27 protein-coding genes and 1 tRNA gene are annotated in these 26,889 nt (G+C 65.1%); 11 read left to right on the top strand and 17 right to left on the bottom strand.

Going from position 1 to position 26,889, the window contains the following annotated elements:
* Nucleotides 1-100: 100 nt before the first annotated feature.
* Nucleotides 101-1,516 (bottom strand): type I glutamate--ammonia ligase, encoded by a 1,416-nt coding sequence (gene glnA, locus AWB78_RS05295; protein ID WP_062602924.1) that lies wholly within the window; start codon nucleotides 1,514-1,516, stop codon nucleotides 101-103.
* Nucleotides 1,517-1,878: 362 nt separating this feature from the next.
* Here glnA and AWB78_RS05290 point away from each other — a divergent pair, with 362 nt between their 5' ends.
* Entirely contained in the window at nucleotides 1,879-2,343 is a 465-nt protein-coding gene (locus AWB78_RS05290; RefSeq protein WP_062602922.1) for a rhodanese-like domain-containing protein, read from the top strand.
* Nucleotides 2,344-2,347: 4 nt separating this feature from the next.
* On the opposite strand, the gene AWB78_RS05285 is transcribed toward AWB78_RS05290, so the two are convergent.
* The 6 genes from AWB78_RS05285 to hrpA all read right to left on the bottom strand — a co-directional run bounded on the left by AWB78_RS05285 (nucleotide 2,348) and on the right by hrpA (nucleotide 11,970).
* Nucleotides 2,348-3,043 (bottom strand): copper homeostasis protein CutC, encoded by a 696-nt coding sequence (locus AWB78_RS05285; RefSeq protein ID WP_062602919.1) that lies wholly within the window; start codon nucleotides 3,041-3,043, stop codon nucleotides 2,348-2,350.
* Nucleotides 3,040-3,858: a competence/damage-inducible protein A gene (locus AWB78_RS05280; RefSeq protein ID WP_062602918.1), complete on the bottom strand. Its 819-nt coding sequence runs from the start codon at nucleotides 3,856-3,858 to the stop codon at nucleotides 3,040-3,042. The genes AWB78_RS05285 and AWB78_RS05280 overlap by 4 nt, the downstream gene beginning before the upstream one ends.
* Nucleotides 3,859-3,888: 30 nt before the next feature.
* The gene (locus AWB78_RS05275; protein WP_062602916.1) at nucleotides 3,889-4,725 is read right to left on the bottom strand and encodes an EI24 domain-containing protein; all 837 of its coding nucleotides are present in this window, start codon (nucleotides 4,723-4,725) and stop codon (nucleotides 3,889-3,891) included.
* Between the two features lie 76 nt (nucleotides 4,726-4,801).
* Nucleotides 4,802-5,821 carry a sterol desaturase family protein gene (locus tag AWB78_RS05270; RefSeq protein WP_062602914.1) on the bottom strand — a complete coding sequence of 340 codons (1,020 nt, stop codon included), beginning with the start codon at nucleotides 5,819-5,821 and terminating at the stop codon, nucleotides 4,802-4,804.
* 87 nt (nucleotides 5,822-5,908) lie between these two features.
* A complete protein-coding gene (locus AWB78_RS05265; protein WP_062602912.1) occupies nucleotides 5,909-6,922 on the bottom strand; it encodes a YVTN family beta-propeller repeat protein in 1,014 nt (337 codons plus the stop codon).
* A 152-nt stretch (nucleotides 6,923-7,074) separates the two neighbouring features.
* A complete protein-coding gene (hrpA, locus tag AWB78_RS05260) occupies nucleotides 7,075-11,970 on the bottom strand; it encodes an ATP-dependent RNA helicase HrpA (RefSeq protein ID WP_062602910.1) in 4,896 nt (1,631 codons plus the stop codon).
* A 22-nt stretch (nucleotides 11,971-11,992) separates the two neighbouring features.
* On the opposite strand from hrpA, the gene argA reads away from it, so the two are divergent.
* From argA to proP, 3 genes are all read left to right on the top strand, one after another.
* Nucleotides 11,993-13,375, top strand: coding sequence for an amino-acid N-acetyltransferase (gene argA / locus AWB78_RS05255; protein ID WP_062602908.1), 1,383 nt, complete (start codon nucleotides 11,993-11,995; stop codon nucleotides 13,373-13,375).
* A 58-nt stretch (nucleotides 13,376-13,433) separates the two neighbouring features.
* Nucleotides 13,434-13,706: an oxidative damage protection protein gene (locus AWB78_RS05250; RefSeq protein ID WP_008350541.1), complete on the top strand. Its 273-nt coding sequence runs from the start codon at nucleotides 13,434-13,436 to the stop codon at nucleotides 13,704-13,706.
* 675 nt (nucleotides 13,707-14,381) lie between these two features.
* Nucleotides 14,382-15,857 (top strand): glycine betaine/L-proline transporter ProP, encoded by a 1,476-nt coding sequence (proP, locus tag AWB78_RS05245; RefSeq protein ID WP_062602906.1) that lies wholly within the window; start codon nucleotides 14,382-14,384, stop codon nucleotides 15,855-15,857.
* A 53-nt stretch (nucleotides 15,858-15,910) separates the two neighbouring features.
* Here proP and AWB78_RS05240 read toward each other — a convergent pair whose 3' ends face one another.
* Nucleotides 15,911-16,363, bottom strand: a complete 453-nt coding sequence (locus tag AWB78_RS05240; RefSeq protein ID WP_062602904.1) for a metallophosphoesterase family protein — start codon at nucleotides 16,361-16,363, stop codon at nucleotides 15,911-15,913.
* 194 nt (nucleotides 16,364-16,557) lie between these two features.
* Between AWB78_RS05240 and AWB78_RS05235 the strand changes: the two genes are divergently transcribed.
* A tRNA-Leu gene (locus AWB78_RS05235) sits at nucleotides 16,558-16,642 on the top strand.
* A 67-nt stretch (nucleotides 16,643-16,709) separates the two neighbouring features.
* On the opposite strand, the gene AWB78_RS05230 is transcribed toward AWB78_RS05235, so the two are convergent.
* Complete coding sequence (locus tag AWB78_RS05230; protein ID WP_062602902.1) at nucleotides 16,710-16,922, bottom strand: hypothetical protein; 213 nt, start codon at nucleotides 16,920-16,922, stop codon at nucleotides 16,710-16,712.
* Nucleotides 16,923-17,031: 109 nt separating this feature from the next.
* Nucleotides 17,032-17,328 (bottom strand): hypothetical protein, encoded by a 297-nt coding sequence (locus AWB78_RS05225; RefSeq protein ID WP_062602901.1) that lies wholly within the window; start codon nucleotides 17,326-17,328, stop codon nucleotides 17,032-17,034.
* Nucleotides 17,329-17,539: 211 nt separating this feature from the next.
* On the opposite strand from AWB78_RS05225, the gene AWB78_RS05220 reads away from it, so the two are divergent.
* The 3 genes from AWB78_RS05220 to AWB78_RS05210 all read left to right on the top strand — a co-directional run bounded on the left by AWB78_RS05220 (nucleotide 17,540) and on the right by AWB78_RS05210 (nucleotide 19,992).
* Nucleotides 17,540-17,893 carry a hypothetical protein gene (locus AWB78_RS05220; protein WP_062602899.1) on the top strand — a complete coding sequence of 118 codons (354 nt, stop codon included), beginning with the start codon at nucleotides 17,540-17,542 and terminating at the stop codon, nucleotides 17,891-17,893.
* A gap of 36 nt (nucleotides 17,894-17,929) precedes the next feature.
* Complete coding sequence (locus tag AWB78_RS05215) at nucleotides 17,930-18,733, top strand: phosphodiesterase (RefSeq protein WP_062602897.1); 804 nt, start codon at nucleotides 17,930-17,932, stop codon at nucleotides 18,731-18,733.
* A 62-nt stretch (nucleotides 18,734-18,795) separates the two neighbouring features.
* Nucleotides 18,796-19,992 (top strand): MFS transporter, encoded by a 1,197-nt coding sequence (locus tag AWB78_RS05210; protein ID WP_062602895.1) that lies wholly within the window; start codon nucleotides 18,796-18,798, stop codon nucleotides 19,990-19,992.
* Between the two features lie 21 nt (nucleotides 19,993-20,013).
* Here the strand turns inward: AWB78_RS05210 and AWB78_RS05205 are convergent, their stop codons facing one another.
* The 5 genes from AWB78_RS05205 to AWB78_RS43240 form a co-directional block, all read right to left on the bottom strand.
* Nucleotides 20,014-20,454 carry a response regulator gene (locus AWB78_RS05205; RefSeq protein WP_062602893.1) on the bottom strand — a complete coding sequence of 147 codons (441 nt, stop codon included), beginning with the start codon at nucleotides 20,452-20,454 and terminating at the stop codon, nucleotides 20,014-20,016.
* A 62-nt stretch (nucleotides 20,455-20,516) separates the two neighbouring features.
* Nucleotides 20,517-21,149, bottom strand: a complete 633-nt coding sequence (locus AWB78_RS05200; protein ID WP_041730251.1) for a response regulator — start codon at nucleotides 21,147-21,149, stop codon at nucleotides 20,517-20,519.
* Between the two features lie 95 nt (nucleotides 21,150-21,244).
* A complete protein-coding gene (locus AWB78_RS05195) occupies nucleotides 21,245-21,820 on the bottom strand; it encodes a ferritin-like domain-containing protein (RefSeq protein ID WP_062602892.1) in 576 nt (191 codons plus the stop codon).
* Nucleotides 21,821-22,015: 195 nt separating this feature from the next.
* Nucleotides 22,016-22,177, bottom strand: coding sequence for a DUF1328 family protein (locus AWB78_RS43130; RefSeq protein ID WP_008350559.1), 162 nt, complete (start codon nucleotides 22,175-22,177; stop codon nucleotides 22,016-22,018).
* 56 nt (nucleotides 22,178-22,233) lie between these two features.
* Complete coding sequence (locus AWB78_RS43240) at nucleotides 22,234-22,410, bottom strand: DUF1328 domain-containing protein (protein WP_074173382.1); 177 nt, start codon at nucleotides 22,408-22,410, stop codon at nucleotides 22,234-22,236.
* A gap of 149 nt (nucleotides 22,411-22,559) precedes the next feature.
* Between AWB78_RS43240 and AWB78_RS05190 the strand changes: the two genes are divergently transcribed.
* Nucleotides 22,560-24,065 carry a sensor histidine kinase gene (locus AWB78_RS05190; protein WP_062602890.1) on the top strand — a complete coding sequence of 502 codons (1,506 nt, stop codon included), beginning with the start codon at nucleotides 22,560-22,562 and terminating at the stop codon, nucleotides 24,063-24,065.
* A gap of 175 nt (nucleotides 24,066-24,240) precedes the next feature.
* The gene (locus AWB78_RS05185; protein WP_050334179.1) at nucleotides 24,241-24,375 is read left to right on the top strand and encodes an entericidin A/B family lipoprotein; all 135 of its coding nucleotides are present in this window, start codon (nucleotides 24,241-24,243) and stop codon (nucleotides 24,373-24,375) included.
* A gap of 153 nt (nucleotides 24,376-24,528) precedes the next feature.
* Here the strand turns inward: AWB78_RS05185 and AWB78_RS48190 are convergent, their stop codons facing one another.
* Together AWB78_RS48190 and AWB78_RS05175 are read right to left on the bottom strand one after the other, a co-directional pair.
* A complete protein-coding gene (locus AWB78_RS48190; RefSeq protein WP_062602889.1) occupies nucleotides 24,529-25,590 on the bottom strand; it encodes a hypothetical protein in 1,062 nt (353 codons plus the stop codon).
* Between the two features lie 73 nt (nucleotides 25,591-25,663).
* Nucleotides 25,664-26,713 carry an LssY C-terminal domain-containing protein gene (locus tag AWB78_RS05175; RefSeq protein WP_232477610.1) on the bottom strand — a complete coding sequence of 350 codons (1,050 nt, stop codon included), beginning with the start codon at nucleotides 26,711-26,713 and terminating at the stop codon, nucleotides 25,664-25,666.
* Between AWB78_RS05175 and AWB78_RS48185 the strand changes: the two genes are divergently transcribed.
* Nucleotides 26,712-26,885 carry a hypothetical protein gene (locus tag AWB78_RS48185; protein WP_232477609.1) on the top strand — a complete coding sequence of 58 codons (174 nt, stop codon included), beginning with the start codon at nucleotides 26,712-26,714 and terminating at the stop codon, nucleotides 26,883-26,885. The genes AWB78_RS05175 and AWB78_RS48185 overlap by 2 nt on opposite strands.
* The last annotated feature ends 4 nt before the right edge of the window (nucleotides 26,886-26,889 follow it).

The following is a 26,889-nucleotide window of genomic DNA, read 5'->3' as shown; positions in this document are numbered from 1 at the left end:
TAAAAAAGGGACGGCGCGCCGTCCCTTTTTCGTCACCGCATCACATGTGTCGCGCGTCTCATGGACCTGCTCATCATGAAACGCGTTCCGGTCATGCTGCTTACAGCGAGTAGTACATTTCGAACTCGATCGGATGCACCGACTGACGATAACGCTGCAGCTCTTGCGTCTTCAGTTCGATGTAGGCGTCGAGCATCGAATCCGTGAACACGCCGCCGCGCGTCAGGAACTCGCGATCCGCGTCGAGCGCGTCGAGCGCCTGGTCGAGGCCCGCGCACACGGTCGGGATCTTCTTGTCTTCTTCCGGCGGCAGGTCGTACAGATTCTTGTCCGCGGCTTCGCCCGGATGAATCTTGTTCTGCACGCCGTCGAGACCCGCCATCATCAGCGCGGAGAAGCACAGGTACGGGTTCGCCAGCGGATCCGGGAAGCGCGTTTCGATACGGCGACCCTTCGGATTGCTCACGTGCGGAATACGGATCGATGCCGAACGGTTGCGAGCCGAGTAAGCCAGCTTCACCGGCGCTTCGAAGTGCGGCACGAGACGCTTGTACGAGTTCGTACCCGGGTTCGTGATCGCGTTCAGCGCGCGAGCATGCTTGATGATGCCGCCGATGTAGAACAGCGCGAATTCCGACAGACCGGCGTAGCCGTTGCCCGCGAACAGGTTCTGACCGTCCTTCCAGATCGACTGGTGAACGTGCATGCCCGAACCGTTGTCGCCGACGATCGGCTTCGGCATGAAGGTCGCCGTCTTGCCGTACGTGTGCGCCACGTTATGGATGATGTACTTCATCTGCTGCAGCCAGTCCGCGCGCTGAACCAGCGTCGAGAACTTGGTGCCGATTTCGTTCTGGCCCTGGCCCGCCACTTCGTGGTGGTGCACTTCGACCGGAATGCCGATCTGCTCGAGCAGCAGACACATTTCCGAGCGGATGTCCTGGAACGTGTCGACCGGCGCGACCGGGAAATAGCCGCCCTTCGTGCCCGGACGGTGGCCGGTGTTGCCGCCTTCGAATTCCTTGCCCGACGACCACGGCGCTTCTTCCGAGCCGATCTTCACGAACGTGCCCGACTGGTCCGTGTTCCACTGCACCGAGTCGAAAATGAAGAATTCGGGTTCCGGACCGAAGAACGCGGTGTCGCCGAGGCCCGAGCTCTTGAGATAGGCTTCCGCGCGCTTCGCGAGCGAACGCGGGTCGCGCTCGTAGCCCTTGCCATCGGCGGGCTCGACCACGTCGCAGGTCAGAACGAGCGTCGACTCTTCGAAGAACGGGTCGATGAACGCGCTGTCCGCATCCGGAACGAGCAGCATGTCCGACGCTTCGATGCCCTTCCAGCCAGCGATGGACGAACCGTCGAAAGCGTGGCCGCTTTCAAACTTGTCCTCGTCGAAGTGCGAAACCGGCACGGAAACGTGTTGTTCTTTGCCGCGCGTGTCGGTGAAGCGGAAGTCGACGAACTTGACGTCCTCGTCCTTGACGAGTTGCATGACGTCGGCCACGGATTTACTCATTACCTATCTCCTGATTAACAAAAGTCGGCGAATCGCTTCGCCGCCCCGACCAATCCTGTACATCGATTCAATCGAGGATGGAAAAGCAGCTTCCGTGCCAAGCGCACCATCTTTGCGCTAAGCGCTTGAAGCAGCGCGCGTTTTGGGTGAAACCACTTCACTTCAGCAGATGGCTCCCGAAAGGCATAGCACCAATTTAGTGCGCAGCCATCTGCTCAATTCCTTGTCCGCACTATGCTTGTGCATCAGCTTAGTTTTGCACCAATTCAGAGCATTCGCCACTCGGCTGAATGGCCAAGGCTTTTGTCTCCGCGCGCGACGCTAGAATGATTCTTTGCGCCTTGAACGGAGACCGATGCGCCATGAGCACGATCGAACAACTGTATAGCCAGGCGGGCCAGCGCGCCGCCGACAGCAAGCTGACGTATGCCGGCGCCTTTTCGCCCGCCGAAGCCTTCGAATTGCTGCAGCTCGATCCGCGCGCCCGCCTGATCGACGTCCGCACGCGTGCCGAGCTCGACTGGGTCGGCCGCCCGGCGGTCGACGGCGCGCAGTATGCGCATATCGAATGGATCCGCTATCCCGGCTCGGTGCCGAACGCCGAGTTTATCGAACAATTGCGACAGGTCGCCACCCCGGATACGCCGGTCGTGTTTTTGTGCCGCAGCGCGGCGCGTTCGAAGCTCGCGGCGGTTGCTGCGCAGAAGGAAGGTTATGCGCAGGCGTTCGATCTGCTCGAAGGCTTCGAAGGCGACAAGGATGGGCAGGGGCATCGGAAGACGGTGTCGGGATGGTGCTTCCGCGGGCTGCCGTGGATCGGGGCTTGAGGGCCTAGCCCGGCGCGTCGAGCGATGTCCGCACGCGCCTGACGCGCTCTTCGTCAACCGGCGCCAGCCCTTTTCCATCGACTCTCACGCCCGAGCCGAAATGCACCGCGCGCACGAGCGTCGATGCGACGAATGGCGCGACCGCGTCGACGGTGAGGCCCGCGCCCGCCAGCACGGTGCAGCGCGTGCCCGTCGCCCTGGCGACGAGCTTCGCTATCGTGTCTTCCGCTTCCAGCACCGACGGCTTGCCGCCCGACGTCAGCACGTTCGTGACGGCATCGAAGCGCAGTAGCGTGTCGAACGCGGCGGGCAGATCACGCGATTCGTCGAACGCGCGATGGAAGGTGAGCTGCACGCCATCCGCCGCTTCGATCACGCGCGCGAGACCATCCGTGTCGATGGACCCATCCGCGCGCAGCATCCCCACGACGATCGCATTCGCGCCGGTCTTCGCGATCGCGCGTACGTCGCGCAGCATGACGGCGTAGTCGTCGGCATCGTAGACGAACGCGCGGCTGTGGGGCCGCACGATCACGTTCACCGGAATCCGCACGGCATCGACCACCGATTCGATCAAGCCGATGCTCGGCGTCAGCCCGCCCTCGCCCATCGCCGTGACGAGCTCCAGCCGGTCCGCGCCGCCGCGCTCGGCCGCGCGCGCGTCGGAGACCGTGGTCGCGATGACTTCCAGCAAGATCACTTCGCTTCCTCCGGCGGCACTTCGACGACCTCGCCGCCCAGCGCGATCACGCCCTCGCGCAGCACGTCGAACGCGGCGTTCGCCTGCTCCGGATCGCCCTTCACGCCGAGATCGATGTGCGAGCGCGCATAAAGCGCGCCGCGCGCCGCATCGCCGACGCTCGGCAGACTGAACGCGCGCACGCCGTCGAAATCGCGCTCGATCGCCACCATCAGCGGCGTGATGCGCGATTCCGGCAGGCCGAAGACGAGCAGCGACCGTTCGACATACGGCGTCGCGTGATGCAGATGCGCGTACTTCGTGTCGAGCACCCATTCGATCATCGGCCAGGCCATCACCGGAAAGCCCGGCACGAAGTGATGATCGCCGACGGAAAAACCCGGAATCTTGTTGTAGCTGTTCGGGATGATCGCCGCGCCCTGCGGAAACGTGCCCATGTTCAGCCGATGCAGGTTCTCGGGCGAGTCCAGCTCGACCGGTTTGCCCGCCTGGGCCGCCGTGTCGCGGATGCGCGCGCGAATCAGCTCGGCGGCTTCCGGATGCAGTTCCAGCGGCACGCCGAGCGCCTTCGCCGCGCACTGGCGCGTGTGGTCGTCCGGCGTAGCGCCGATGCCGCCCGTCGAGAACACGATGTCCCCCGACGCGAACGTGCGCGCGAGCGTCGCGGTGATGCGCGCGGGATCGTCGCCGACGTATTCCGCCCAGTCGAGCGACAGGCCGCGCGCGCTCAGCAACTCGATGATTTTCGGCAGATGCTTGTCGGTGCGGCGGCCGGACAGAATTTCGTCGCCGACGATGATGACGCCAATGCCCATGAATGCCCCTTTATCGTTCGATCGCCGGGATCAGGATTCGACCGTGATCGCCGGATAGTGAGCTTCGTTCGCGCGCAGGCGCTCGAGCGCGTGCAGACAGTAATGCGCGAACCAAAGCGCGGAAAACACGAGGATGAATGCGTACGCCCAGATCGTCACGGCGGCGACGACCGGGAACAGCGGCAGGAGCCACACGGACCATGCCCAGAGCATCGTCGGCACGGAACTCAACAGGCCGCTGATGATGCCGATGCCGAGCAGGGGCCAGCGCGCATCGCGCACGATCGCGCGGCGCTCTTCCACGGTGGCATGCAATGCGAGCGCGTCGTAGGTCATCACGCGATACGTGAGCCAGCCCCACAGCAAGGGCGGAATCAGGGCGAAGAACGGCGGAATCAGCCACAAAGGCAGCGTGACGACGAGCGCGACCAGGCACACGACGGTCGTCACGACCGAATGCCCGAGGCTGCCGTACCACGACCCGCCCCGCCGCTCTTCCAGCGAAGCGTAATGCCCCTTCGGGCGCCGCGTGAGCAGCTTGATGACGCCGGGCATCGAGAGCGTGGCGATCAGCAGCAGCACCGTGACTACGATCAGCGGCACCGTCATGATGACGACGAGAAACGGCGCGATCACCGCGTGCAGCGACGAAAACCCGACCGTGTCGAAGAGGCGGTACATCGCGGACGTGAGGGACCAGCCGTCGAGCCAGCTGTTCGCGGCGCCCGTGAGCGTCTGCCAGAAGAACCAGAGGAGCGCGCCCCAGACCACCGTGGCGACGCCGAACGGCATCAGGGTCAGCCAGAGCATGCGCGGATGAAAGACGTTCGCAAGCGCGCGCACGAACGAACGCAGCAAGTCACTCATGCGTGATTCGAAGAAGAAAGAGGAAACGACAGCATAAACCAGCGCCGCGCGCAGGCGCTGGTCTTGCGAGGAAAGCTCAGACGGCCGCCGAGTTGTCGGAGGCGGGCGCGCCCGCGCGACGCGCCGAGAGACGCGCGGCGATGCGCCGGAACGCGAGCCAGTGCTGCTCGATGAAGCCGTCGCCGTAATGGACGGGCGCCACGCCCGGCGCGCCGAGCTGGTCGCGGATGCCGGTGGGCTCGACGGTGCGGTCGAACGAAGCCGAGCGGAACAGGATGTCCCAGAACGAGAACAGCACGCCGAAGTTGCAGCCGTAACTGGTGCCTTCGTGGCCGAAGCCGATCGCGTGATGACGGCGATGGAACGCCGGACTCACGATGATCCGCTCGCCGAGCCAGCCGTAGTGCAGGCGGATGTTCGCGTGCTGCAGGCTCTGCATGAAATTGGTGGTGGCGACGAGCACGACGAACTGCGACGGCTCCACGCCGATCACGAGCGCGACGCACGCGAAAAAGCTCGCCTGCAGGATGTCGTCGAGCAGATGGTTGCGGTCGTCCGTCCAGAGCGACATCTTCCGCTGGCTGTGATGCACCGCGTGCAGTTCCCACCAGATGCCGAACCGGTGCTCCAGACGGTGATACCAGTAGCCCGCGAAATCGAGAATCAGCAGATAGATGACGAACGTGACGAGCGGCTCGGTGGTCACGCCCGGCCAGAGATTGTCGATCTCGAGATTCGGGATGCTATGGATGCGCAGCCAGCTCTGCAGCGAATCGAAGAGCGGCTGGAACGTGAAGAAGAAAAACAGATTGAGGATGCCGAGCTTGACGATCCACGTATAGAGCACGTCCACGCGCACGCCCTTGCGATCCTTCCACGTTTCCGCGGGGCGAAACGCTTCGAGCGGGCGCAGGATCGCGTACATCGCGAGCACTTCCAGCACGCCGACGATCACCCAGTAGAGCGCGTCGTAGGTGTCTTCGTCGTAGTCCATCATGCCGATCTTGAACAGCGTCGGCTGGACGACGTCGACATAGAGAAGCGTCTGCAGCCAGGAAACGAGACTGTCGAGGGACGAAAGAATGGAATGAAACATGGTGCTCCGTGATGCGTTCGGCCGTCCGGTGCGCCGGCCCTGTCTCAATCGTAGTACAGGGCGCGGCGCGGCGCCCGTGCGATCTGATTACGCTCCGTTCGGCGCCATCACCGGCGCGCGATTGTAGAAGTAGATGCCGTGCGGCGAACGGCCCACCTTGATCGTCTCGATGAGCTTACGATTCGCAAGGTCGATCACGCCGACATGCTTCGCGAAGCGGAACGTTACCCACAGATACTTCTTGTCGGCGGAAAGTTCCATGTCGTCCGGGCCGGGCAACAGGCCGGTGATGTCGCCGACATTCGTGAGCGAATCCTCGTCGATGATGCTGATCGTGTTCGCCACGCGATTCGACACCAGCACGTGCTTGCCATCGACCATCGAGCGGAAGTTGTGCGCGCCCTTGCCTGTCGTGATGGTCTTGACGACCTTCTGGTTGCGCCAGTCGACCACGGCGACGTAATCCGCGCCCGTCATGCCGACGAGCAGATATTTATCGCCCGGCGTGAGCCACACGCCCGCCGGCACCTTGCCGACCTTCATCTTCCATTTCACCGTCTGCGTCGGCAGGTCGATCGCGGCGATTTCGCCCGACACCTGCAGCGAGATGAACGCCGTGGTGCTGTCGTTGGTGAACGCGATGTGGCTCGGCATCGTCGCGAGCGGCAGGCGCTTCGCGACAGAGAGGTTCTTGCCGTCGAAATGATAGATGTCGAGGCGGTCGAGGCGCAGACCCGTGGACACGAACCACTTTTTGTCCGGCGAAAAGCCGATCTGGTACGGATCCTCGATGTCCTGCACCCAGCGCTGCAGCCCGCCGGTTTTCGGATCGACGAACATCAGATTGTTCGACACCGAATTCGCGACGATCAGCGAAGAGTTGTCAGGCAGCGGCATCAGGTGGTGCGGCTCCTTGCCGGTCGGCACGGTGCCGACGACCTGATGCGTGTTTTCGTCGATGAGGCTCAGCGTGGCTTCCGCCGAATTGAGCACGATGACATTGTTGGCGAACGCCGCAGTGGCGACGAGCGCCGCGCCGGTTGCGAGCGCGGCGCGCGTGGCAGCCGCGCGGAGGCGGCCGGAACGGAAAATATTGCGCATGAAAAGTAGGCTTCGGGAGGCAGGCGTCATTGTAGAACGTTTGCCCGGCGCGGCGCGTTGACCCGAATGCGGCTTTTTGCGCAATACACTGAGTCGGCGCAAGAAATGGCGCCTTCGGGGCTCGGTTTCGGCCTCGCTTTCGCGCCGGCCTTTCAACGCTGCATCGATTCCCAGACCTTGTGGAGGCGCTTCACCGAAACCGGCATCGGCGTGCGCAATTCCTGCGCGAACAGCGACACGCGCAGTTCTTCCAGCAGCCAGCGATACTCGGACAGCCGCGCATCCGCGACACCGCCGCGCTGCGACAACGCGCGCTGATAATGCTGCGCGAGCGGTTGCAGCTCGGCGAGCAACCGCGCGTCGCGGGCGGGATCGCCCTTGAGCTTGTCGATGCGCAGACCAATGCCCTTCAGATAGCGCGGAAAATGCGCGAGCTGCGCATACGGCGTGTCGATCACGAAGCGCTTGCCGATGAGCCCGTTCAACTGCGTTTGCATATCGGCGTAGGCCGACGTGAACGGCTTCGCCTGCGCGAGCTTTTTCGCGAGCGCCGCATACTCGGCCAGAATCGCGCCCACGAGCCGCGCGATTTCCTGCGCGAGCAGCGTCAGGCGCCCTTTCGCGGCATCGCGGCGGGCGTGGAAGCTGGCGTCGTCGTCGGGAAGCGGATCCTGCAGGCACGCGCGATCGAGCGCCGTCTCGACGATCTGATCGCGCAATTCGTCGGCGGTGCCGAGCGCCATGTATTGCATCGACATTTCGCGCAGGCCCGGCAGGTTCTTTTCCAGATAGCGGATCGGCTCGCGCAATTGCAGCGCGAACAGCCGCCGCAGGCCCGCGCGATGAATGCGCGCCGCTTCCTCGGGCGAATCGAACACTTCGACGTCGCAGTGCGTGACACGATCGACGAGCGCCGGATAACCGAACAGGGTGTGCCCGCGACGGCGGATTTCCAGCAGCTCGGGCAGCTTGCCGAAGTTCCACGTCGTGAGGTTCTCGTAGAGCGCGGTGCTTTCGCCGGTCGTCGGCTGCGCTTGCGGCGCGGGCTGCGCGCCGCCGTCGCCGGAAAGCGCATCGAGCGCGGCCGTCGCGGTGAGCTTCTGGAATTGCTGCTGCGCCTGACCGCCGAGTTCCGCGCGCAATTGCGCGAGATTGCGGCCCATCGCGAGCTGGCGGCCGTGCTCGTCGATGACCTTGAAGTTCATGAACAGGTGCGCCGGCAGCGTTTCGAGCTTGAAATCCGCGCTCTTCACGGCGATTTGCGTCTGCTCGCGAATATCCGCGATCAAACAATCGACGAGCGCGCCCGCGCCGAATTTCGGCCCCGCATGACGCTCGGCGAAACCCGCCGCGTACTCCGGCAGCGGCACGACATGACGGCGCAACTTCTGCGGCAGCGACTTCAGCAGCAGTTGCGTCTTCTCCTTGATCATGCCCGGCACGAGCCATTCGACGCGACGCGCGTCCACCTGATTCAGCCCGTAGAGCGGCACCTGCAACGTGACGCCGTCGCGCGGCGAACCCGGCTCGAAGTGATACGTGAGCGACATCTCGATGCCCGACATCGTCATGCGCTTCGGGAACAGGTCGGTCGTGACGCCGGCGGCTTCGTGGCGCATCAGGTCGTCGCGCGACAGGAAGAGCAGCTTCTCGTTGCCCTCTTTCTTCTGCTCGTCGCGATACCAGCGCTCGAACGCCGCGCCCGTCCACATGCCTTCGGGAATCAGCGAATCGTAGAAGCCGTAGATCAGTTCATCGTCGACGAGCACGTCCTGGCGGCGCGACTTGTGCTCCAGTTGCTCGATGTCGGCGACCAGCTTGCGGTTGTGCGCGAAGAACGGCAGGCGCGTGTCGAACTCGCCTTCGACGAGCGCGCCGCGGATAAACAATTCGCGCGCATATTTCGGGTCCTGCCTGCCGAAGCTCACGCGCCGGCGCGCGTACACGGTCAGGCCGTAAAGCGTCGCGCGTTCGAACGCAACGACCTGCGCGGCCTTCTTCTCCCAATGGGCATCGGAAAGCGACGTCTTCAGCAGATGCGCGCCCACGGTTTCGAGCCATTCCGGCTCGATCTTCGCGATCGTGCGCGCATACAGCCGGCTCGTTTCGACGAGCTCGCCCGCCATCACCCAGCGCCCCGCTTTCTTCAACAGCGCGGAGCCCGGCCACAGATGAAACTTGATGCCACGCGCGCCGAGATAATGCGGCTCGTCATCGGCTTTCAAACCGACGTTGCCGAGCAGGCCGGTCAGCAGCGACAGATGCACCTGCTCGAACGTCGCGTCCGATTCGTTCAGACGCCAGCCGTGCTCGCGCACGACGGTCAGCAATTGCGAATGCACGTCGCGCCATTCGCGCAGACGCAGATGCGACAGGAAATTCGCGCGGCACGCGTCGGCGAGCTGCTTGTTCGATTTCTTGTGCGCGACGGCGTCCTCGAACCATTTCCAGATGCGCGTCCATTGCAGGAATTCGGAACGCTCGTCGACGAACTGCCGATGCGCCTGATCCGCCTGTTCCTGCGCCTCGATCGGCCGGTCGCGCGGATCCTGCACCGAGAGGGCCGACGCGATGACCAGCACTTCCTTCAGCGCATGATGATCGCGCGCGGCGAGAATCATGCGGCCGACGCGCGGATCGAGCGGCAGGCGCGCGAGTTCGCGGCCGAGCGGCGTGAGCGCGTTGTCGTCATCGACGGCGCCGAGTTCGTTCAGCAGTTGATAGCCGTCCGCGATCGCGCGGCCCGGCGGCGGTTCGATGAACGGAAAGGTTTCGATCGCCGTCAGATGCAGCGACTTCATCCGCAGAATGACCGCCGCGAGCGACGAGCGCAGGATTTCCGGATCGGTGAAGCGCGGCCGCGCCTGAAACTCCGTTTCGTCGTAGAGACGGATGCACACGCCGTCCGCGACACGCCCGCAGCGGCCCGCGCGCTGATTCGCCGCCGCCTGCGACACCGCCTCGATCTGCAATTGCTCGACCTTGTTGCGATACGAATAGCGCTTCACGCGCGCCATGCCGGTATCGACCACGTAACGGATGCCCGGCACCGTCAGCGACGTCTCCGCGACGTTGGTCGCGAGCACGATGCGCCGCGCGTTCGACGGCCGGAACACGCGCTCCTGCTCCTGCGCGGAGAGGCGCGCGAAGAGCGGCAGGATTTCCGTGTGCGGCGGATGGTGTTTTCTGAGCGCTTCGGCGGCGTCGCGGATTTCGCGCTCGCCGGGCAGAAACACGAGCACGTCGCCGGGGCCGACGCGGCACAGCTCATCGACGGCATCGACGATGGCTTCCATCAGATCGCGGTCGGTCTTGCGGTCGTTGCGCCGGGTCGCCGTGCCCTGCGCGTTCTTTATCGCCTCGCTCTCTTCCTCGATCGGGCGATAGCGCACCTCGACCGGATACAGACGCCCGCTCACCTCGATCACCGGCGCGGGCTTCTCGTCGCTGCCGAAATGGCGCGCGAAACGCTCGGCGTCGATCGTCGCCGACGTGACGATCAGCTTCAGGTCCGGGCGCTTCGGCAGGATTTCCTTCAGATAGCCGAGCAGAAAGTCGATGTTGAGGCTGCGCTCGTGCGCCTCGTCGATGATGATCGTGTCGTAGGCTTTGAGCAGCGGATCGGTCTGCGTTTCCGCGAGCAGAATGCCGTCCGTCATCAGCTTGACGGACGCGCCCGGCGCGAGGTTGTCCGTGAAGCGCACCTTGTAACCGACGACTTCGCCGAACGGCGTGCCGAGCTCCTCCGCGATGCGCCGTCCGGTCGCCGAAGCGGCGATGCGGCGCGGCTGCGTGTGGCCGATCAGCCCGCTGCCGCCCGCGCCGAGACCGCGTCCGAGCGCGAGGCAGATTTTCGGGAGCTGCGTGGTCTTGCCCGAGCCGGTTTCGCCGCTGACGATCACGACCTGATTCGCTTCGATCGCGCGCGCGATTTCGTCGCGACGGCCGGAAACGGGCAGCGCTTCGGGGAACGTGATCGGAGGAACGGGGTTCGGCGTGACGATGCGTGGTTCGCGAGGGGCACGCGGCGGGCGTTGCTCGCGAGGGGCGCGTGCTTCCGGCGCACGTTCGGGGCGTTGCGGTTCGGCGTTGTGTGGCTCGCGCGGCTGGGTTTGATGCGCTTCAGGCGCAGGACGATCTTTCCGACGTTCCGCGTGTTGCGCTTCGGGCTTGTGCTGCTCGCGCGGCTGGTTTTGACGCGCTTCAGGCGCGGGCCGATCGTTTCGACGCTCCGCTTGCTGCGCTTCAGGTCTGCGCTGCTCGCGTGGCAGCTGCTCACGCGCTTCAGGCGCTGGGCGCTCGTTTCGACGTTCCGTGCTTTGCGCTTCAGGCTTGTGCTGCTCGCCCGGCTGGCTTTGACGCGCTTCAGGCGCAAGACGCTCGTTTCGACGCTCCGCTTGTCGCGCTTCGGATCTGTGCTGCTCGCGTGGCGCGTGTTGACGCGCTTCGGGCGCAGGCCGCTCTTTCTGACGTTCCGCGTGTCGCGCTTCAGGCTTGTGCTGCTCGCGCGGCTGTTTTTGACGCGCTTCAGGCGCAGGCCGCTCGTTGCGACGTTCCGCGCGCTGCGCTTCATCGTTGCGCGCTTCGGCCGGTTTCGCCTGCGCGTTTCGCTGCGGACGTTCGATTTGCTCGCGCCGCGCATCGTCGCGTTTCGCATTTGCAGGCACGGATCGCCCGGCTTCGGCGCGCGGCTCGCGCACCGGAGCGGAAGCCGTCTTCGACGCCACCGGTTTCGCCTGCGCGGGGTCGCGCGGTTTCTGCACGGATTGCGCCGATTGCGCCGATTGCGCCTGCCGCGCCGTCGATGTCGACGCGCCCTGCTTGCCCGCCGTATCGCCCGTCTGCTGCGCCGCTCCCGCGAACCGCCGCGCGGCGAGTTCCTTCTTGCTCAACGCGCCGGAATCGCCGGACGCGCCCGTTCCCTCCCGCGCTTCGCGCAGCAGATTTTCGCGCAGTTGTCGCAACTGCTCCTGAGTATCGAGGGGTTTGTCGGCGGGTTGCGGCTTGCCCGGCTGGTTAGGGCGTGCGGGTCGGGAAACATTCGGCATAGCGTCGCATTATAATCCCGGGATGAATTCCCAAACCGACCTCACGATGAGCACACAGGCGGCATCGCAGCCGGCTGAAACAGAGCCCGAAGCGCCCAATCCCCTCGCCCAGTTCGTCGACTGGATGCGCTCCGTCGCGCCGTATATCCACGCGTTCCGGAACAAGACCTTCGTCGTCGCGTTCGGCGGCGAGCTGGTGCAGGAAGGACGCCTGAACGCGCTCGTGCAGGACGTCGGCCTGCTGCACGCGATGGGCATCCACGTCGTGCTCGTGCACGGCTCGCGCCCGCAGCTCGACGAGCAGCTGAGTCTGCACGGCGTCGAATCGTCGTTCTCGCACGGACTGCGCATAACCGATGCCCGCGCGCTCGAATCCGCGAAGGAAGCCGCCGGCGAAGTGCGCCTCGACATCGAGGCCGCGATCAGCCAGGGCTTGCCGAACACGCCGATGGCGCACGCGCACATCAGCGTCGTGTCGGGCAATTTCGTGACCGCGCGGCCGGTCGGCATTCTGGATGGCGTCGATTTCCAGCACACGGGCGTCGTGCGCAAGATCGACGGCGATTCGATCCGCCAGTCGCTCGCGTCGAACAAGCTCGTGCTGCTGTCCTCGCTCGGCTTCTCGCCGACCGGCGAGGCGTTCAATCTGTCGATGGAAGATGTCGCGTCCGCCGCCGCCATCGCGCTGCGCGCCGACAAGATCATTTTCGTCACCGAAATCGACGGGCTGGTCGACACGGAAGGCGGACTGATCCGCGAAATGTCGCTCGACGACGCGTACCGCCTGCAGGAAAGCGGCGAGCTGCAGGGCGACACGGCGTTCTATCTGAAGCATACGGTGCGCGCGTGCCGCGGCGGCGTGGCGCGCGGCCACATCATTCCGTACCGCCTCGACGGCAGCGTGCTGCTCGAACTCTTCCTGCACGACGGCGTCGGCACGATGATCTCGTACGAGAACCTCGAAAGCCTGCGCGAAGCCACGCCCGACGACGTCGGCGGCATTCTCACGCTGATCGAGCCGCTGGAAACGGATGGCACGCTCGTGCGGCGCGGGCGGCATCAGATCGAGCGCGACATCGACCATTTCTCGGTCATCGAGCACGACGGCGTGCTGTTCGGCTGCGCCGCGCTCTATCCGTACACGCAGGAGCGCATCGGCGAGATGGCGTGCCTCACGGTCGCGCCGGAAGCGCAAGGCTCGGGCGACGGCGAGCGGCTCCTGAAGCGCATCGAGCAGCGTGCCCGCGCGCGCGGCCTCACGCGCATCTTCGTGCTGACGACGCGCACCGAGCACTGGTTCCTGAAACGCGGCTTCGTGAAGGTGACGGTCGACGATCTCCCCGAGGACCGCCGGCGCCTCTACAACTGGCAGCGCAAGTCGCTCGTCCTGATGAAACAGCTTTGAACACGATTTGAAAAGCGCGACACCGCGCTTTTCCCCCGATACAGAGGAGAAACTCACAATGGCCCGAATGGTTCAATGCGCGAAGCTCGGCAAGGAAGCCGAAGGACTGGACTTTCCGCCGCTGCCGGGCGAGCTCGGCAAGCGCATCTACGAAACGATCTCGAAGGAAGCCTGGCAAGGCTGGCTCAAGCAGCAGACGATGCTCATCAACGAGAATCGCCTGAACATGGCCGATCCGCGCGCCCGCCAGTACCTCATCAAGCAGACCGAGAAATACTTCTTCGGCGAAGGCGCCGATACGGCTTCGGGCTACGTGCCGCCGCAAAGCTGAAAACCGCGTTCGAAGCGCGCTGAAAAAACCGGCCCTCGCGGCCGGTTTTTTATTGCCCGCGAACCGGCAAAAATGTCCTGTTTAGTACATCAGACAAATAAGACTGATTCGGCGCAATCCTAAGCGGGATAAGGCTTTGGGCGCCGCGGGCAAATGCCCTCGCATCGGGCGGTTTGCACATCGTCTGTCATCGTGTTATTATCTTGCTCGTTATCAACAGCAATTCACCATCATTCACGCCTCAATGTTTCCGAGCCACGCTTCGGATCATCGCGCGGTAGTGACAGTTTTTATACAAAGAGGCGCGTCGGTTTCCAGCAACAACGCCGGCCTTTTTCGTCTCAAGCAGTTTTTTCGCCGACGTCGCGGCCCACCCGCGGCAATTCGAGTTCACCGCTCGGTTCGCCGTCCGCACGTCAAATTCGTTTGTTTCACCCCGAGTGCAATTTCGCGACCCACCGCGAAGCATCGGCACCGCGTTCGATTTTCATTTTTCGGCATCTGCTCCCTGCAAGACGCCGAGCGGAGCCATTGGCGATCGTTTTCCGCTGTCCCGAGAACAGGCGGCGCCGTCGCGAAACTGCACTGTCCCGGCAATACGCGCCGTCGTTTTTTTCGACGACGCGCCCGAAGCTCTCGCGAGTTCTCGGGATCGAATACGGAGTTTTTCGAACTATGTCTTCTCTTCACGAGGGCCTTTGGCGCACACGCGATTCATCGAGTCAGAAGTCCGATCTCACCCTCGACGACATCACCATCGTCGATCAATCCCTGCTGAAGCGCGCCGTCGGCGCCATGGCCATCGGTAACGCGATGGAATGGTTCGACTTCGGCGTGTACAGCTACATCGCCGTGACGCTCGGCAAGGTGTTCTTCCCGTCGAGCAGCCCGGCCGCGCAGTTGCTCGCGACCTTCGGCACGTTCGCGGCCGCGTTCCTCGTGCGCCCGATCGGCGGCATGGTGTTCGGCCCGCTCGGCGACCGCATCGGCCGCAAGCGCGTACTCGCGATGACGATGATCATGATGGCCGTCGGCACGTTCTGTATCGGCATCATTCCGAGCTACGAGACGATCGGCGTCATGGCGCCGGTGCTGCTGCTCGTCGCGCGTCTCGTGCAGGGCTTCTCGACGGGCGGCGAATACGGCGGCGCGGCGACCTTCATCGCCGAGTTCTCGCCGGACAAGAAGCGCGGCTTCATGTCGAGCTTCCTCGAATTCGGCACGCTCGTCGGCTATGTGCTCGGCGCGGGCGTGGTCGCGGTGATGACGGCGGTGATGTCGGAAAGCGCGCTGCTTTCGTGGGGCTGGCGCATTCCGTTCATGATCGCGGGTCCGCTCGGTCTCATCGGACTCTATATCCGGATGAAGCTCGAAGAGACGCCCGCGTTCCAGCGCGAAGCCGAGAAGGCGGAAGCGGTGTCGCACGAAACGACCAGGGAGCAGTTCCGCGAGACGCTCCTCCAGCAATGGAAGCCGCTCTTGCAGTGCGTGGGCCTCGTGCTGATCTTCAACGTGACCGACTACATGGCGCTGTCGTATCTGCCGAGCTATCTGTCGGCGACGCTCAAGTTCAACGAGACGCACGGCCTCTTCATCGTGCTGATCGTGATGGTGCTGATGATGCCGCTGACGCTTCTCGCGGGACGCCTTTCGGATGCGATCGGCCGCAAGCCGGTGATGCTCGCGGGCTGTATCGGCCTGCTGGTGCTGTCGATTCCGTCGCTCTCGCTGATCCGCATGGGCACGGTCCCGTCGATCTTTGCGGGCATGATGATTCTCGGCGCGTTGCTGTCGACGTTCACGGGCGTGATGCCGTCCTCGCTGCCGGCGCTCTTCCCGACGAAGATCCGCTACGGCGCGCTCGCGATCGGCTTCAATGTGTCGGTGTCGCTGTTCGGCGGCACGACGCCGCTCGTGACGGCGTGGCTCGTCGACAAGACCGGCAACCTGATGATGCCCGCGTACTATCTGATGGGCGCGTCGCTGATCGGTATCGTGTCGGTGCTCGCGCTGCACGAGACGGCGAAGAAGCCGCTGAAGGGCTCGCCGCCGGCCGTGGCGTCGAAATCGGAAGCGCATGCGATTCTGCGCGGCCATCGCCAGGCCGCCGAGATGGACGATGCGTTCCCGGAAGGCACGGTGCGCGCGTAAGCGTTCAGGTTTGATCGGATGGAAGGGCCGGCGCTGCGCGCCGGCCTTTTTTTTCATTCGACGAGGGCAACGATGCGCGCGTCGATCCCGCCTGCGTCGATATCGATGAGCGCGAGCGTGATCGGCAGTCTGAAACGACGCGGGCCCGCGCTGCCCGGATTCACGAAGAGCACCTCGCCGCGTCGCTCGATGAGCGGCTTGTGCGAGTGCCCGGTCACGACGATGTCGATGCCGTCGAGCGGCTTCGGCACATCGGCGATATCGTGCACGACGTGGAACGTCGCGCCGCCGAGCTCGATGCGTGCATGCGCGGGCAAGCGCGCGACGTCATCGCCGATATCGTTGTTGCCGCGCACGACCGTGAGCGGCGCGAGTGGCGCGAGCGTATCGAGTACCTCGCGTTTGCAGATGTCGCCCGCGTGGATGATGTGCGCGCAGCCGCGCAATGCGTCGAGCGCCTCGGGGCGCACGAGGTTGTGGGTGTCGGAGATGACGCCGATGCGCATCACGTTTCGCTGTCCTCGCGCCGTGCTGGTTTCGCCAGTCCTTCGGCCTCGCGTCGTTTCATGCGGGGCCGAAGGGTCCGTCGCCGATTATGCGAGACGTGCGTAGGCTTGTCGAACGACCCGGCCATCGACGCCGGAACGCGCGGGCGCGGTTTTGGCGCGATGCGGCGCAATGGTAGAATCGCGTCCGCCCTGCCGGGGTGATGAAATTGGTAAACATAGCGGACTTAAAATCCGCCGCCTCACGGCTTGCCGGTTCGAGTCCGGTCCCCGGCACCAGGCAATCACTGCACCGTTCGAATCGCGGTGGCACTCCGATCCACCATCACGCCGTTGAACGCAGTTCTCACACCGCATTCAACAACCGCTCCGCATCCCGCACCGCATCGAAGAGCGCCTCGATCGCCGTATCGCGATCGAGCAGGCACACGTGCTCGATATCGAACGGCAGCGCGTCCACGCCGACGAAGCGCACCGTCCCGCCGAAGCAGTCGCGCGCCTTGCCTCTGCGCACCGAAGCGATGTAATGGGGCGTGATGTAAAGGGCGACGGGCGTCATGGCAACCTCCGGCGATGGTCCGGTCGATGAGCCAGAGTCTAGCGACGCGCCGTTTCGCCCGGCACCCGCCTGTCGCGGGGAACGCTCCCCTCTTTCGCGGACGCCTCCGCTACACCGAATGCCCCAGCACGCGCGCGACGTAATGGCGTCCCCACGCCTCGCCGTGCGCGATGGCCTCCGCGACGGTCTCGAACGGGCCATGGTCGCCCAGCATCTCGCCGGAATCGTCGGCGAGCGTCGAACTGTGCACCGGCTTCCGGTCGAGCCGCGTCACGCGCACGCGGATCGCGTAGCCCTCGGACGGGGCCGCGTCGGCGTCGGCGTCGGCGTCGGCATCGGTCTCGAGCGGCCTCGCCACGGCCTGCATGGCGAGCAGATAATCGCCTACTTCAATGTCCTTCTGCATGGCGGTCTCCATGGGTGAGGAACGTGCTCGTCGAGTGACAGTGCCGATTGTGCTACCGCTGTGCGCGATAAAACAAGCATCCGCGCCCCGCGCGCGCCTTGCCGCAATGCACTACAGTGATGCACGGCCGCGCGCGTGTTATAAAGCTTCGCCCCGAATCCATCCCGCTCCGACGCCCCCCCGCGGCATCGGGCATCGACCGATTTCATCGATGAATCTTCGCTCCCGCCACCTGCTCGCCCTGCTCCCGATTCCGCTCGCGTTCCTCGCCGGCTGCACGTCGTATTACAAGAACGTCGAGGCCTGCAAGGAGAAGGCGCGCGCCGATTATCCCGACGCCGCGAGCGCGCCCCTCAAAATCACCGGTTCCGGCGCGAGTTATCATGGTTCGCGGGTCGTCGTGCACGGCACGATCCAGAATCCGCCGAAGCCGCCGGCCACCAAACCGGTGTCGGTGGCCGCGGCCGCGGAATGCACGTTCAGCGAGACATCGATGACCGGCTTCCAGTGGCTCGTGCCCGCGAAGCTCGCGCCGAAGCCGCCGGTCGCCGCATCCGACGATTAAGCCGGCAATCCGCCCGCGACGAGGAGAGATACGCGCATGCTGCTCGCCCAGATCAGCGATTTGCACATCACGCCGCCGGGCACGCTCGCCTACGGCCGCGTCGATACGGCCGCCTTCCTCGCCCGCGCCATCGATGCGCTCAATGCGCTCGACCCGCGCCCCGACGCCGCGCTCATCACGGGCGATCTCGTCGATGCGGGCGGCATCGACGAATACCGGCATCTGCGCACGCTGCTCGACCGGCTCGCGATGCCGTGGCGCCTGCTCGTCGGCAATCACGACGACCGCGCCGCCCTGCGCGCGGTGTTCGGCGACCGCCCCGAGCTCGCGAGCGACGACGGCTTCGTGCACTACGCATTCGATGTCGGCGAGCTGCGCGTGATCGCGCTCGACACGCTCGACCCCGGCTCGGGCGCGGGCCGCCTGTGCGCGACGCGCCTTGCGTGGCTCGAAGCGCAGCTCGACGCGTGCCGCGAGCGGCCCGTGCTGATCGGCATGCATCATCCGCCCTTCGCGTGCGGCATCGGCTTCATGGACGACATCCGCCTCGCCCCCGACGACAGCCGCGCGCTCGACGCCCTCGTGCGGCGTCATCCGAACGTCGAGCGGATCGTGTGCGGTCACGTGCATCGCGCGATCAGCGCACGGTTCGGCGGCACGATCGTGTGGTGCGCGCCGTCGACCGCGCATCAGGTCGCGCTGCAACTGAAACCCGACGGCCCGGAAGCCTTCGTGATGGAGCCGCCCGGATTCGGGCTGCATCTGTGGCGCGCCGGTCTCGGCCTCGTCACGCACTGCATGAGCGTCGAGCAAGGCGGCGGACCACAGCCCTTCGAGTGAGGTTCAGCAGCGCTCGCGCGTCTTCAGTATGATCGGCGGCTCGCCGTCATCGCCTTCGATCCATGCCCACTTCGCCTCAACCGCATCCGCCGGAACGACATCCGCACTATTCGCGCGCCACGCTGTGGCTGCTCGCGACCATCGCGGGCGTCTCCGTTGCGAACATCTACTTCAACCAGCCGCTGCTCGGCGACTTCCGCGCGAGCTTTCCCGAAAGCGCGTGGCTGATCGGCGCCGTGCCCGCGTCGACGCAGCTCGGCTACGCGCTCGGCATGCTCCTGCTCGCGCCGCTCGGCGACCGCTTCGACCGGCGTCTTCTGATCCTGCTGCAACTGGCGGCGCTCGGCGCATCGCTCGTGGCCGCGGCGAGCGCGCCGACGCTCGCGGTCCTGATCGCGGCGAGCCTCGCGATCGGCGTCGTAGCGACGATCGCGCAGCAGGCCGTGCCGTTCTCCGCCGAGCTCGCGCCCGCCGCCGAGCGCGGTCACGCCGTCGGGACCGTGATGAGCGGGCTTCTGCTCGGCATCCTGCTCGCGCGCACGGTGTCCGGGTTCGTCGCGGAGTATTTCGGCTGGCGCGCGGTGTTCGGCGCGTCGGTGCTCGCGACCATCGTGCTCGCGGCCGTCGTGATCGCACGGCTGCCGAAGAGCCGGCCCACGTCGACGCTGCCCTACGGCAAGCTGCTCGGCTCCATGTGGCATCTCGCGGTGGAGAACGCGGTGCTGCGCGAGGCGGCGCTGACCGGCGGCGCGCTCTTCGCCGCGTTCAGCATCTTCTGGTCGGTGCTCACGCTGCTGCTCGCGGGCGAGCCGTTTCACATGGGGCCGCAGGCAGCCGGGCTGTTCGGGATCGTCGGCGCGGCAGGCGCGCTCGCGGCGCCGCTCGCGGGCAAATCCGCCGACAGACGCGGGCCGCGCGCCGTCATCGCGCTGTGCATCGGGCTCGTGGCGCTGTCGTTCGTCATCTTCGCGCTCTCGGCGAAAAGCATCGCGGGGCTCGTCGTCGGCGTGATCGTGCTCGATGTCGGCGTGCAGGCCGCGCAGATCTCGAACCAGTCGCGCATCTACGCGCTCAAACCCGAAGCGCGCAGCCGCGTGAACACGGTCTACATGGTGGCGTATTTCATCGGCGGGGCGGCAGGGTCGGCGATCGCGTCGCTTGCGTGGGGCGCGATGGGCTGGACGGGCGTCTGTCTCGCGGGCCTCGCGGCGACGGGCCTCGCCGGCTTCAGCCACTGGCGCGGTCGCGAGCGGCGCTAAGGCTGTCAGGCAATACGGCGCTCAGGCCCGCTCGCGCGCGTAGTCGCAGAGCGCGTCGAGCACGCGGTCGAATTCGAGCGACTTGTCGAAGAAGTGGCGCACGCCGTATTGCAGGCAACGCTCGCGATACGTCGGCAGCGCGTGATTGGTCAGCACCGCGACGAACGCGCCGCGCGAGCGGGCCGCACCGCTCGCTTCGAGCCACGCGAGCACGTCGATGCCCGAGCCGCGCCTGAGCTGCAGATCGACGATCACCGCGTCGAACGCCTGCGACGACAACAGCGCGATGGCGTCGTCCGGCGCGTCGGCGAACGCGGTCACGCGCCACGGCCCGAGCGCGTCGATGGCTTCGGTCAGGCTGCGGCGGATGAGCGGGGAGTCCTCGATCAGCAGCACCGCGAGCGGCGCGCGCCGCGCGTCCGCTTGCCCTGCTCCGTCGTCGGTGGTGATGTGATTGCCCACGGCGGGCGCCCTCCGGCTGTGCTGCGCCCGAACGAGCGGCGCGGAATTCGAGCGGCGCGCCGCTACTCGATCAGGCCGTTCTTGATCGCGTAATAGGTGAGATCGGCGTTATTGGCCAGCCGCATTTTCTCGAGCACGCGCGCGCGATACGTGCTCACCGTCTTCACGGACAGATGCAGCTCCTGCGCGATTTCCGTCGGAATCTGGCCGCCCGCGAGCTTGCAGAAGATCTGGAACTCGCGCTCCGACAAAAGTTCGTGCGGGCGCTCGGCGGCGGGCTTGTCGAGCTTGTCGGCGAGCGCATCGGCGATGAACTCCGACAGATAGCGATGCCCGCGCGCCACCGTGCGGATCGCGCGCACGATTTCATCGGGCGCGGCGTCCTTGTTCAGATAGCCGTTCGCGCCCGCTTTCAGCAGGTTGATCGCGTACTGGCTCTCCGGAAAGCCCGAGAGCATCAGCACGCCCTGCTCCGGCCGGATCTGCTTGATCACGCGCAAGGTATCGACGCCGTTCTTGTCCGGCATCGCGATATCGAGCAGCACCACGTCGAACGCCTGCTCGCGCACGCGCGCGATGGCTTCGTCGCCGGTCGCGGCTTCGGCGGCGACTTCCATGTCGGGCTCGTCGGCGACGAACTGCCTGAACCCGCTGCGCACGATCGCGTGGTCGTCGGCTATCAAGACTCGAATCATTCGCGTCGTCCGCGCTGCCGGACGTTCTTCCAGAAGTTGATCGGACATGTCATGCAGAGCGCCGGATGCGCTTTCGCGCGCATCCGGCATTGCCCTTAGCCGTTGCGGCCTTCCAGCAGATCCGCCATGTCGTCGGCGTGCTCTTCCTCGACGGCCAGGATCTCCTCGAAGATGCGTCGCGTCGTGACGTCCTTGTCGCCGAGATAGCGAATGATCTCGCGATACGTATCGATCGCGATGCGCTCGGCGATCAGGTTCTCGCGGATCATGTCGATCAGATCCTTGCCTTCGTTGTACTCGGAATGCGAGCGCGACGAGAGGCCGTCGGGCGCGAAATTGGGCGCGCCGCCGAGCTGCACGATGCGCTCGGCAAGCGTATCCGCGTGCTGCTGCTCCTCGTTCGCGTGCTCGAGAAACTCCTGCGCGACGGCTTCCGAGTGAATGCCCTTCGCCATGAAGTAGTGACGCTTGTAGCGCAGCGTGCAGACGATTTCCGTGGCAAGCGAGTCGTTGAGCAGCTTCAGCACGGTTTCGCGGTCGGCACCGTAACCCGTGGTCACCGCGCCTTCGTCCATGTGCTGGCGCGCGTCGGCGCGAATCTTTTCGACGTCGAGGACGAAGGCGTCCGAGGACTGGCCCGGCGCGGCTTTTACAGCAGACGATTTGGACATTTGATTCGCTCCTCTGTAATGGAATGAGATTTCGGTCGCTGGAGCAGACGCTTGCAGGCGCCGCCCGCATAGAGCCCTGCTATCCAATCAGGGACCCCGATGCATGCACCATGCCTGGTCCATCGAAAAGGCCGCGCAACGGTCTTGAATCCCGCGCGCGGCTCGGTGGATCATGGCTTTCGCCGGATCAGGGCATCACGTTCGGAACACGCCCAGGAGCAGCGTGACCACGAACACGACGAGAAAAATGAAGAAAAGGATTTTCGCGATTTCCGCCGCGCCGGCCGCGATGCCGGTGAAGCCGAACACGGCCGCGATGAGCGCGATGACGAAGAAGACTGCAGCGTAGTGAAGCATGTGACCTCCTTCCAATGGGTTATTCGAATGGTTCGGCGATGCTGACGGAACCGGCGCTAATCGATGGCTTTCTTCGTGACGATGAAGCCGAGCACCAGGAACACGACGCACAGGATCAGGAACAGCACGAACAGGAATTTGGCGATGGCGGCAGCCCCGGCGGCGACGCCGGTGAAGCCCAACACGCCCGCGATCACGGCCACGATCGCGAAAAACAACGCCCACTTCAGCATGATCGTTCCCCGTATGAGTGGATGACGGATCCATGCTAGCCATGCGCTTTGCGCCGCGCATTCGGGCAGGCTCCTTTTTTGCTGTGGGAATCCACCGACACTTGCTTTCAATTCCGCTTCCCGACGTGAAACGCCGTTGCACCGACACCATGAGCCACGTTCCGACGATTCCTCCGGGCGACGCGCCTTCCTTCGCGACCGATGATCCCGCCGCGGCGAAAGCGGCCACGCAGCCCGCGCCGGCCGGGATCGCGCGCCGCGCGGCCCGCTTCAACGAATGGATGCGCCGCTATAGCTGGGCGGTCGCGATGACGGTCGCGATCGTCATCACGGTGGGCGGGCTCGTGATTCTGGAATCGGGGCGCATGCGCATCGCGTCCGAATACGAAACCGCGCTCGACGCGAAAGGCGCAACCGCGCAGCTCTCGACGCTCGCCGCCGATATCGCCACGCTCACCGCCGACGAACGCGCCTTTGCACTGCAGCCCGACGCCGCATATCAGGCGCATTTCCGGGAGACGGCCGCGCGCGTTCGGCGCGCGCTCGCATCGCTCGATGCGTATTACCGGCGCATCGGCGACGACACCGCGCTCGCGAGCTTCGCGCAGGTCCGCGCCGCTGCCGACGGTGAAATCGCGCAAGGCACGGCGCGTCTCGACGGTTCGTCACAGGATGCGGATGCCCGCGCGCCCGCGCTCGCCCCCGCGCCGCCCGACGCCAGCGCGACACTCGATGCGGCGCTGGCGCTTTTGCGTCTGAACGAGGAACAGCGCGCGCAACACGCACTCGACGCGAGCCGCGCCGATCAGCGCATCTCGACGCTGTGCGTCGCCGCGTTGTGCGCGCTCAACATCGTGTTGTTCCTTTTGCTGTTCCGCAATCTGGGCATTCAGCTCGACAAGCAGGCGCGCGTGCAGAAAGCGCTCATCACGCAGCAGGAGGAGCTCGATCAACTCGTGTTCGCACGCACGCGGCAGCTCGAAGCACTCGCATGGCATTTGCAATCGGTGAGCGAGAACGAAAAGACAGAACTCGCGCGCGAGCTGCACGACGAACTCGGCTCGATCCTCACCGCGAGCAAGATGGATGTCGCGTGGGTGCGCGGCAAGCTCAGGGACACCGAGCCCGCAATGGCCGAGAAGCTCGCGCGCGCGCTCGGCAATCTCGATCAGGGCATCGCGCTGAAGCGCCGGATCATCGAGGACATGCGCCCGACCGTGCTCGCCAACTTCGGCCTCGTGACGGCGCTGCGCTCGCTCGCCGACGAAGCCGCGCAACGCAACGGCTGGAGCGTCGAGTTCGATCTGCCGGGCGAGGACGTCAAGCTCGGCGAGGCGATCGAGATCGCGCTCTTTCGCGTCGCGCAGGAGACGCTCACGAACGCGGCGAAGTACGCGCGCGCGAGCCGCATCCGTGTGGCGCTCGCGGTCGATGAAGAAAGCGTGTCGCTCTCGATCACCGACGACGGCATCGGCATCCGGCCGCAGGATCTGAAGCGCACGCAGACGCACGGGCTCGTCGGCATGCGCCAGCGGGTGTCGGCGCGCGGCGGGCGCTTCGAGATCGAGCGCGCGATGCCGCACGGCACGGCGATCAGCGTGTCGATGCCGCGCGAACGCAGCGCCGATGCGTCCATCGCCGCGCCCTCCTCGTAGGACGACGCCGACACGAAATGCGGACGCTGCCGACAACAAAATCGCATGCGTGCCTACAGTCAGAGCCGACCCACTTTTTTAAGATTGATTACACCGGTGTGGACAGACATCGACAAGGCGACCCGATGCGCCGACGCGATTCCTGTTGCACTTTTCAAATCCAGGGGGAATAAACATGACTCGACTTATCGCTTTGCTGCTGATCGCCGGCACGGCGGCTCTCGCGGGTTGCAACACGATCTCTGGCGCGGGCCAGGATATCTCGAAGGGCGGTCACGCCATCACGAACTCCGCTGAGGAGCACAAGTAACTCACGCGAACGAACTCACGCGAACGCCGCATTCGATGCGGCGTTCGCCGTTCCGCTGTTCCATAGCGTTGCTGTAGTTCCTGTCTTCCCGCCACCTTTGGGTGGCGGGATTTTTTTCGTGGGCGCCGGACGCGCGCGCGCTCGCGTCGGGACTCAGCGGTGTGAATCGAGGTCTTCCTCGACGAAACGCAGGATCGCCTCCGTCAGTGCCTCGCGCGGATAGGCGTTCTGCGTGACGAAGATCGAGCCCACCGTGGGATGCGACCGCTCGATGGGCACGGCGATGGCCCAGTGATCCGCGTTCACATAACCCAGCAACGCGCTCCCGGGCACGATCTGGTCATAGAAGATGACCTGACTGTCATTGCGCGGGTCGATGAGGGCCAGCTTGTCATAGCTCGACTTGAGGACCGACGAGATGCGCGCCAGTGAAGGAAACGTGACGACCGAGTAATAGCGCGGTCCATCGGGAAGCGGATGCTGCGCGAGCCACGCCCTTCGAAACGCGGGTCTCAGGCTTTGCACGCCGCCGCCGTCCCCTTCCGTGCACTCGGCGCCCGGAAAATACTGGAGCAGCTCGGCGTGGTATTGCTCGACGTCGTTGGCCAGTGGCGAGCCACCAATCGCTCCGGCCACGCTGACCATCGCCGCGACATGGCTGCGGATTTCCGGATAGTCGACGAGCGCTTCCAGGATATCGGGCGCGCCCTTGGAGTAGCCCATCAGCACGAGGCGCGGCGCACCCGCCTCCGAAGGCATGGCCATGATCGCGTCGCGAATCTGGCGAGCGTTTCGGGCGGAGCCCGATAGCGCATCGACCGGCAGGAGCATCGCGTCGTAGCCGAACTGGCGTACGTGGCTCGCGACGGTGCGGGGCGGGTTCAACCACTGTTTGAAACAGTCGTAGCCGATACCCGCCACGATCGCCGCGACGAGGTGCCGCCTCGATGGTCCGAGATCGATCGGCTTGCCGGTGCCGCCCGGTTCGGTGCCGACGCGCGTCAGCGCATCGCTGCAGGGGCGGTAGTCGGGTAATTGCGATCCGCCTGCTTCCAGCACCGCGCAATAGATCTCGCGGAAACGGCCTCGTCTGTCTTCCACGCCTGCATATGACGCCGGCACCAGAGCAAGCGGCGGTGTATCGGTCGAGTACGGGATCAGCGGCTTCGACGCGCAGGCGCCGAGTGCAAGGCAAATCGATAACGGCGCGACCATGGTGACGACATCGCGCAGAGTGCGAAATGAGGCCGCCTTTGCGAGCCAGCCGATTCCCCGTTCGGAGCGTCTTCTAGTTGCGGCCATCGCTTCTCGTCTCGACATTGCCTGCGCTGTCAGGCTGCAGATACGGCACCCAGTCGACAAACTGGATGTCCGACAGACTCAATGGACGGGTCGCGAAGAACAGCACCGCGCGCAGTCCGTCGGTGTGATACGGGGCGCCGTCGAGCGTCGTGCGTGGCTGCGACAGGGGCGCCGGCCCGACGCCGTACACGAATCCCACGCTCTCCAGTCCGCCCGAATAGGTCAAGTCCTGAAGCAGCAGATTTCTGGCTTCGTCGACGTCTGCCTGAAGCGTGACGCCCGCTTGCCGTTTAAGCGCGAAGCGCCCCGCGACCGGCCGGCCGATCTGCGCCACGAAGACGGCCTGGTGCCGGAACCGGATGGGCGCAAGCCACGCCCGTATCCACGTCGACGGGGCATCGGCGGACGCCTGCTTGCGCAGGACGAAGTCGGGGGCGCGGCCGTACAGTCGCTGTGCAAGGTCCGATTCGCGCTTGATTCCATGGTAGCCGCGACGGACGGCGGCCGCGCCGAGGTTGTCGAGGCTGCCGATGAACACGCCGTTGAGCGGATCGCCCTGCCCGGCCCCGCTGGCATCCGTCGCGCAGCATGGCATCCGTTCCAGTGCCGCTCTCAGAGACGAGAGATCGTCATAGTCGGTGACTTCCGCTTCGGGATAGTGGAAGAAGGTGTCCTCGAAGCGAGGATCTCCGGCGTCGGGCACCGGAAGAAAAAGCGAGAACGGAATCAGCGTGCGGTCCGCAAACAGATCGATGTTGCAAAGCTTCGTGCCCCGGTCCTCGTTGGTGAAGAGCATCCCCGTGTGAGTGGCGCCGGGCGGAATCGGGTTCTTGAACCCCAGATTGTCGAAGTGGTCATCGATCCGCGCGTTCGTCGAACCATCGAGCAGCGTATGCATCGACCACGCCACTTCGCGCGGAGAAAAGTATTTCGGATCGGTTCCCGATCGCAACAACCGCAAGGGTTGGGTCGTCCCGTTCGTGATCTCGATCCAGACCGGCTGTACATGCGCGGCATTGAGATCGGCGCCGAACATGCGCTTGCTGTCGGCTGCGCTCAGCACCGCCGCGCTGACCTTTACACCGCGTCCCGTTTCTGTCACCGCGCGCGCGCGAATGTCCGAGTCATCGGTGTTCGTCGGCGTTTGCCAGGTTGCGCAGCTTGCAACCGCGAAAATCAAAGCGAAGCAAAGGAAACCGAGCCCATGACGCA

Origin of the sequence: Caballeronia calidae, assembly GCF_900044055.2 — a bacterium.
Classification (GTDB): domain Bacteria; phylum Pseudomonadota; class Gammaproteobacteria; order Burkholderiales; family Burkholderiaceae; genus Caballeronia; species Caballeronia calidae.
Note: the sequence above shows the minus strand (reverse complement) of the source record. Positions and strands in the feature narration are given on the sequence as shown.

What these genes read in the sequence shown, in the direction of transcription:
- glnA (WP_062602924.1), bottom strand. Translation starts at nt 1,516, where the DNA reads ATGAGTAAATCCGTGGCCGACGTCATGCAACTCGTCAAGGACGAGGAC.
- AWB78_RS05290 (WP_062602922.1), top strand. Translation starts at nt 1,879, where the DNA reads ATGAGCACGATCGAACAACTGTATAGCCAGGCGGGCCAGCGCGCCGCC.
- AWB78_RS05280 (WP_062602918.1), bottom strand. Translation starts at nt 3,858, where the DNA reads ATGGGCATTGGCGTCATCATCGTCGGCGACGAAATTCTGTCCGGCCGC.
- AWB78_RS05275 (WP_062602916.1), bottom strand. Translation starts at nt 4,725, where the DNA reads ATGAGTGACTTGCTGCGTTCGTTCGTGCGCGCGCTTGCGAACGTCTTT.
- AWB78_RS05270 (WP_062602914.1), bottom strand. Translation starts at nt 5,821, where the DNA reads ATGTTTCATTCCATTCTTTCGTCCCTCGACAGTCTCGTTTCCTGGCTG.
- AWB78_RS05265 (WP_062602912.1), bottom strand. Translation starts at nt 6,922, where the DNA reads ATGCGCAATATTTTCCGTTCCGGCCGCCTCCGCGCGGCTGCCACGCGC.
- hrpA (WP_062602910.1), bottom strand. Translation starts at nt 11,970, where the DNA reads ATGCCGAATGTTTCCCGACCCGCACGCCCTAACCAGCCGGGCAAGCCG.
- argA (WP_062602908.1), top strand. Translation starts at nt 11,993, where the DNA reads ATGAATTCCCAAACCGACCTCACGATGAGCACACAGGCGGCATCGCAG.
- AWB78_RS05250 (WP_008350541.1), top strand. Translation starts at nt 13,434, where the DNA reads ATGGCCCGAATGGTTCAATGCGCGAAGCTCGGCAAGGAAGCCGAAGGA.
- proP (WP_062602906.1), top strand. Translation starts at nt 14,382, where the DNA reads ATGTCTTCTCTTCACGAGGGCCTTTGGCGCACACGCGATTCATCGAGT.
- AWB78_RS05240 (WP_062602904.1), bottom strand. Translation starts at nt 16,363, where the DNA reads ATGCGCATCGGCGTCATCTCCGACACCCACAACCTCGTGCGCCCCGAG.
- AWB78_RS05230 (WP_062602902.1), bottom strand. Translation starts at nt 16,922, where the DNA reads ATGACGCCCGTCGCCCTTTACATCACGCCCCATTACATCGCTTCGGTG.
- AWB78_RS05225 (WP_062602901.1), bottom strand. Translation starts at nt 17,328, where the DNA reads ATGCAGAAGGACATTGAAGTAGGCGATTATCTGCTCGCCATGCAGGCC.
- AWB78_RS05220 (WP_062602899.1), top strand. Translation starts at nt 17,540, where the DNA reads ATGAATCTTCGCTCCCGCCACCTGCTCGCCCTGCTCCCGATTCCGCTC.
- AWB78_RS05215 (WP_062602897.1), top strand. Translation starts at nt 17,930, where the DNA reads ATGCTGCTCGCCCAGATCAGCGATTTGCACATCACGCCGCCGGGCACG.
- AWB78_RS05210 (WP_062602895.1), top strand. Translation starts at nt 18,796, where the DNA reads ATGCCCACTTCGCCTCAACCGCATCCGCCGGAACGACATCCGCACTAT.
- AWB78_RS05200 (WP_041730251.1), bottom strand. Translation starts at nt 21,149, where the DNA reads ATGATTCGAGTCTTGATAGCCGACGACCACGCGATCGTGCGCAGCGGG.
- AWB78_RS05195 (WP_062602892.1), bottom strand. Translation starts at nt 21,820, where the DNA reads ATGTCCAAATCGTCTGCTGTAAAAGCCGCGCCGGGCCAGTCCTCGGAC.
- AWB78_RS43130 (WP_008350559.1), bottom strand. Translation starts at nt 22,177, where the DNA reads ATGCTTCACTACGCTGCAGTCTTCTTCGTCATCGCGCTCATCGCGGCC.
- AWB78_RS43240 (WP_074173382.1), bottom strand. Translation starts at nt 22,410, where the DNA reads ATGCTGAAGTGGGCGTTGTTTTTCGCGATCGTGGCCGTGATCGCGGGC.
- AWB78_RS05190 (WP_062602890.1), top strand. Translation starts at nt 22,560, where the DNA reads ATGAGCCACGTTCCGACGATTCCTCCGGGCGACGCGCCTTCCTTCGCG.
- AWB78_RS05185 (WP_050334179.1), top strand. Translation starts at nt 24,241, where the DNA reads ATGACTCGACTTATCGCTTTGCTGCTGATCGCCGGCACGGCGGCTCTC.
- AWB78_RS48190 (WP_062602889.1), bottom strand. Translation starts at nt 25,590, where the DNA reads ATGGTCGCGCCGTTATCGATTTGCCTTGCACTCGGCGCCTGCGCGTCG.
- AWB78_RS48185 (WP_232477609.1), top strand. Translation starts at nt 26,712, where the DNA reads ATGCGCTTGCTGTCGGCTGCGCTCAGCACCGCCGCGCTGACCTTTACA.
- AWB78_RS05175 (WP_232477610.1), bottom strand. Translation starts at nt 26,713, where the DNA reads ATGTTCGGCGCCGATCTCAATGCCGCGCATGTACAGCCGGTCTGGATC.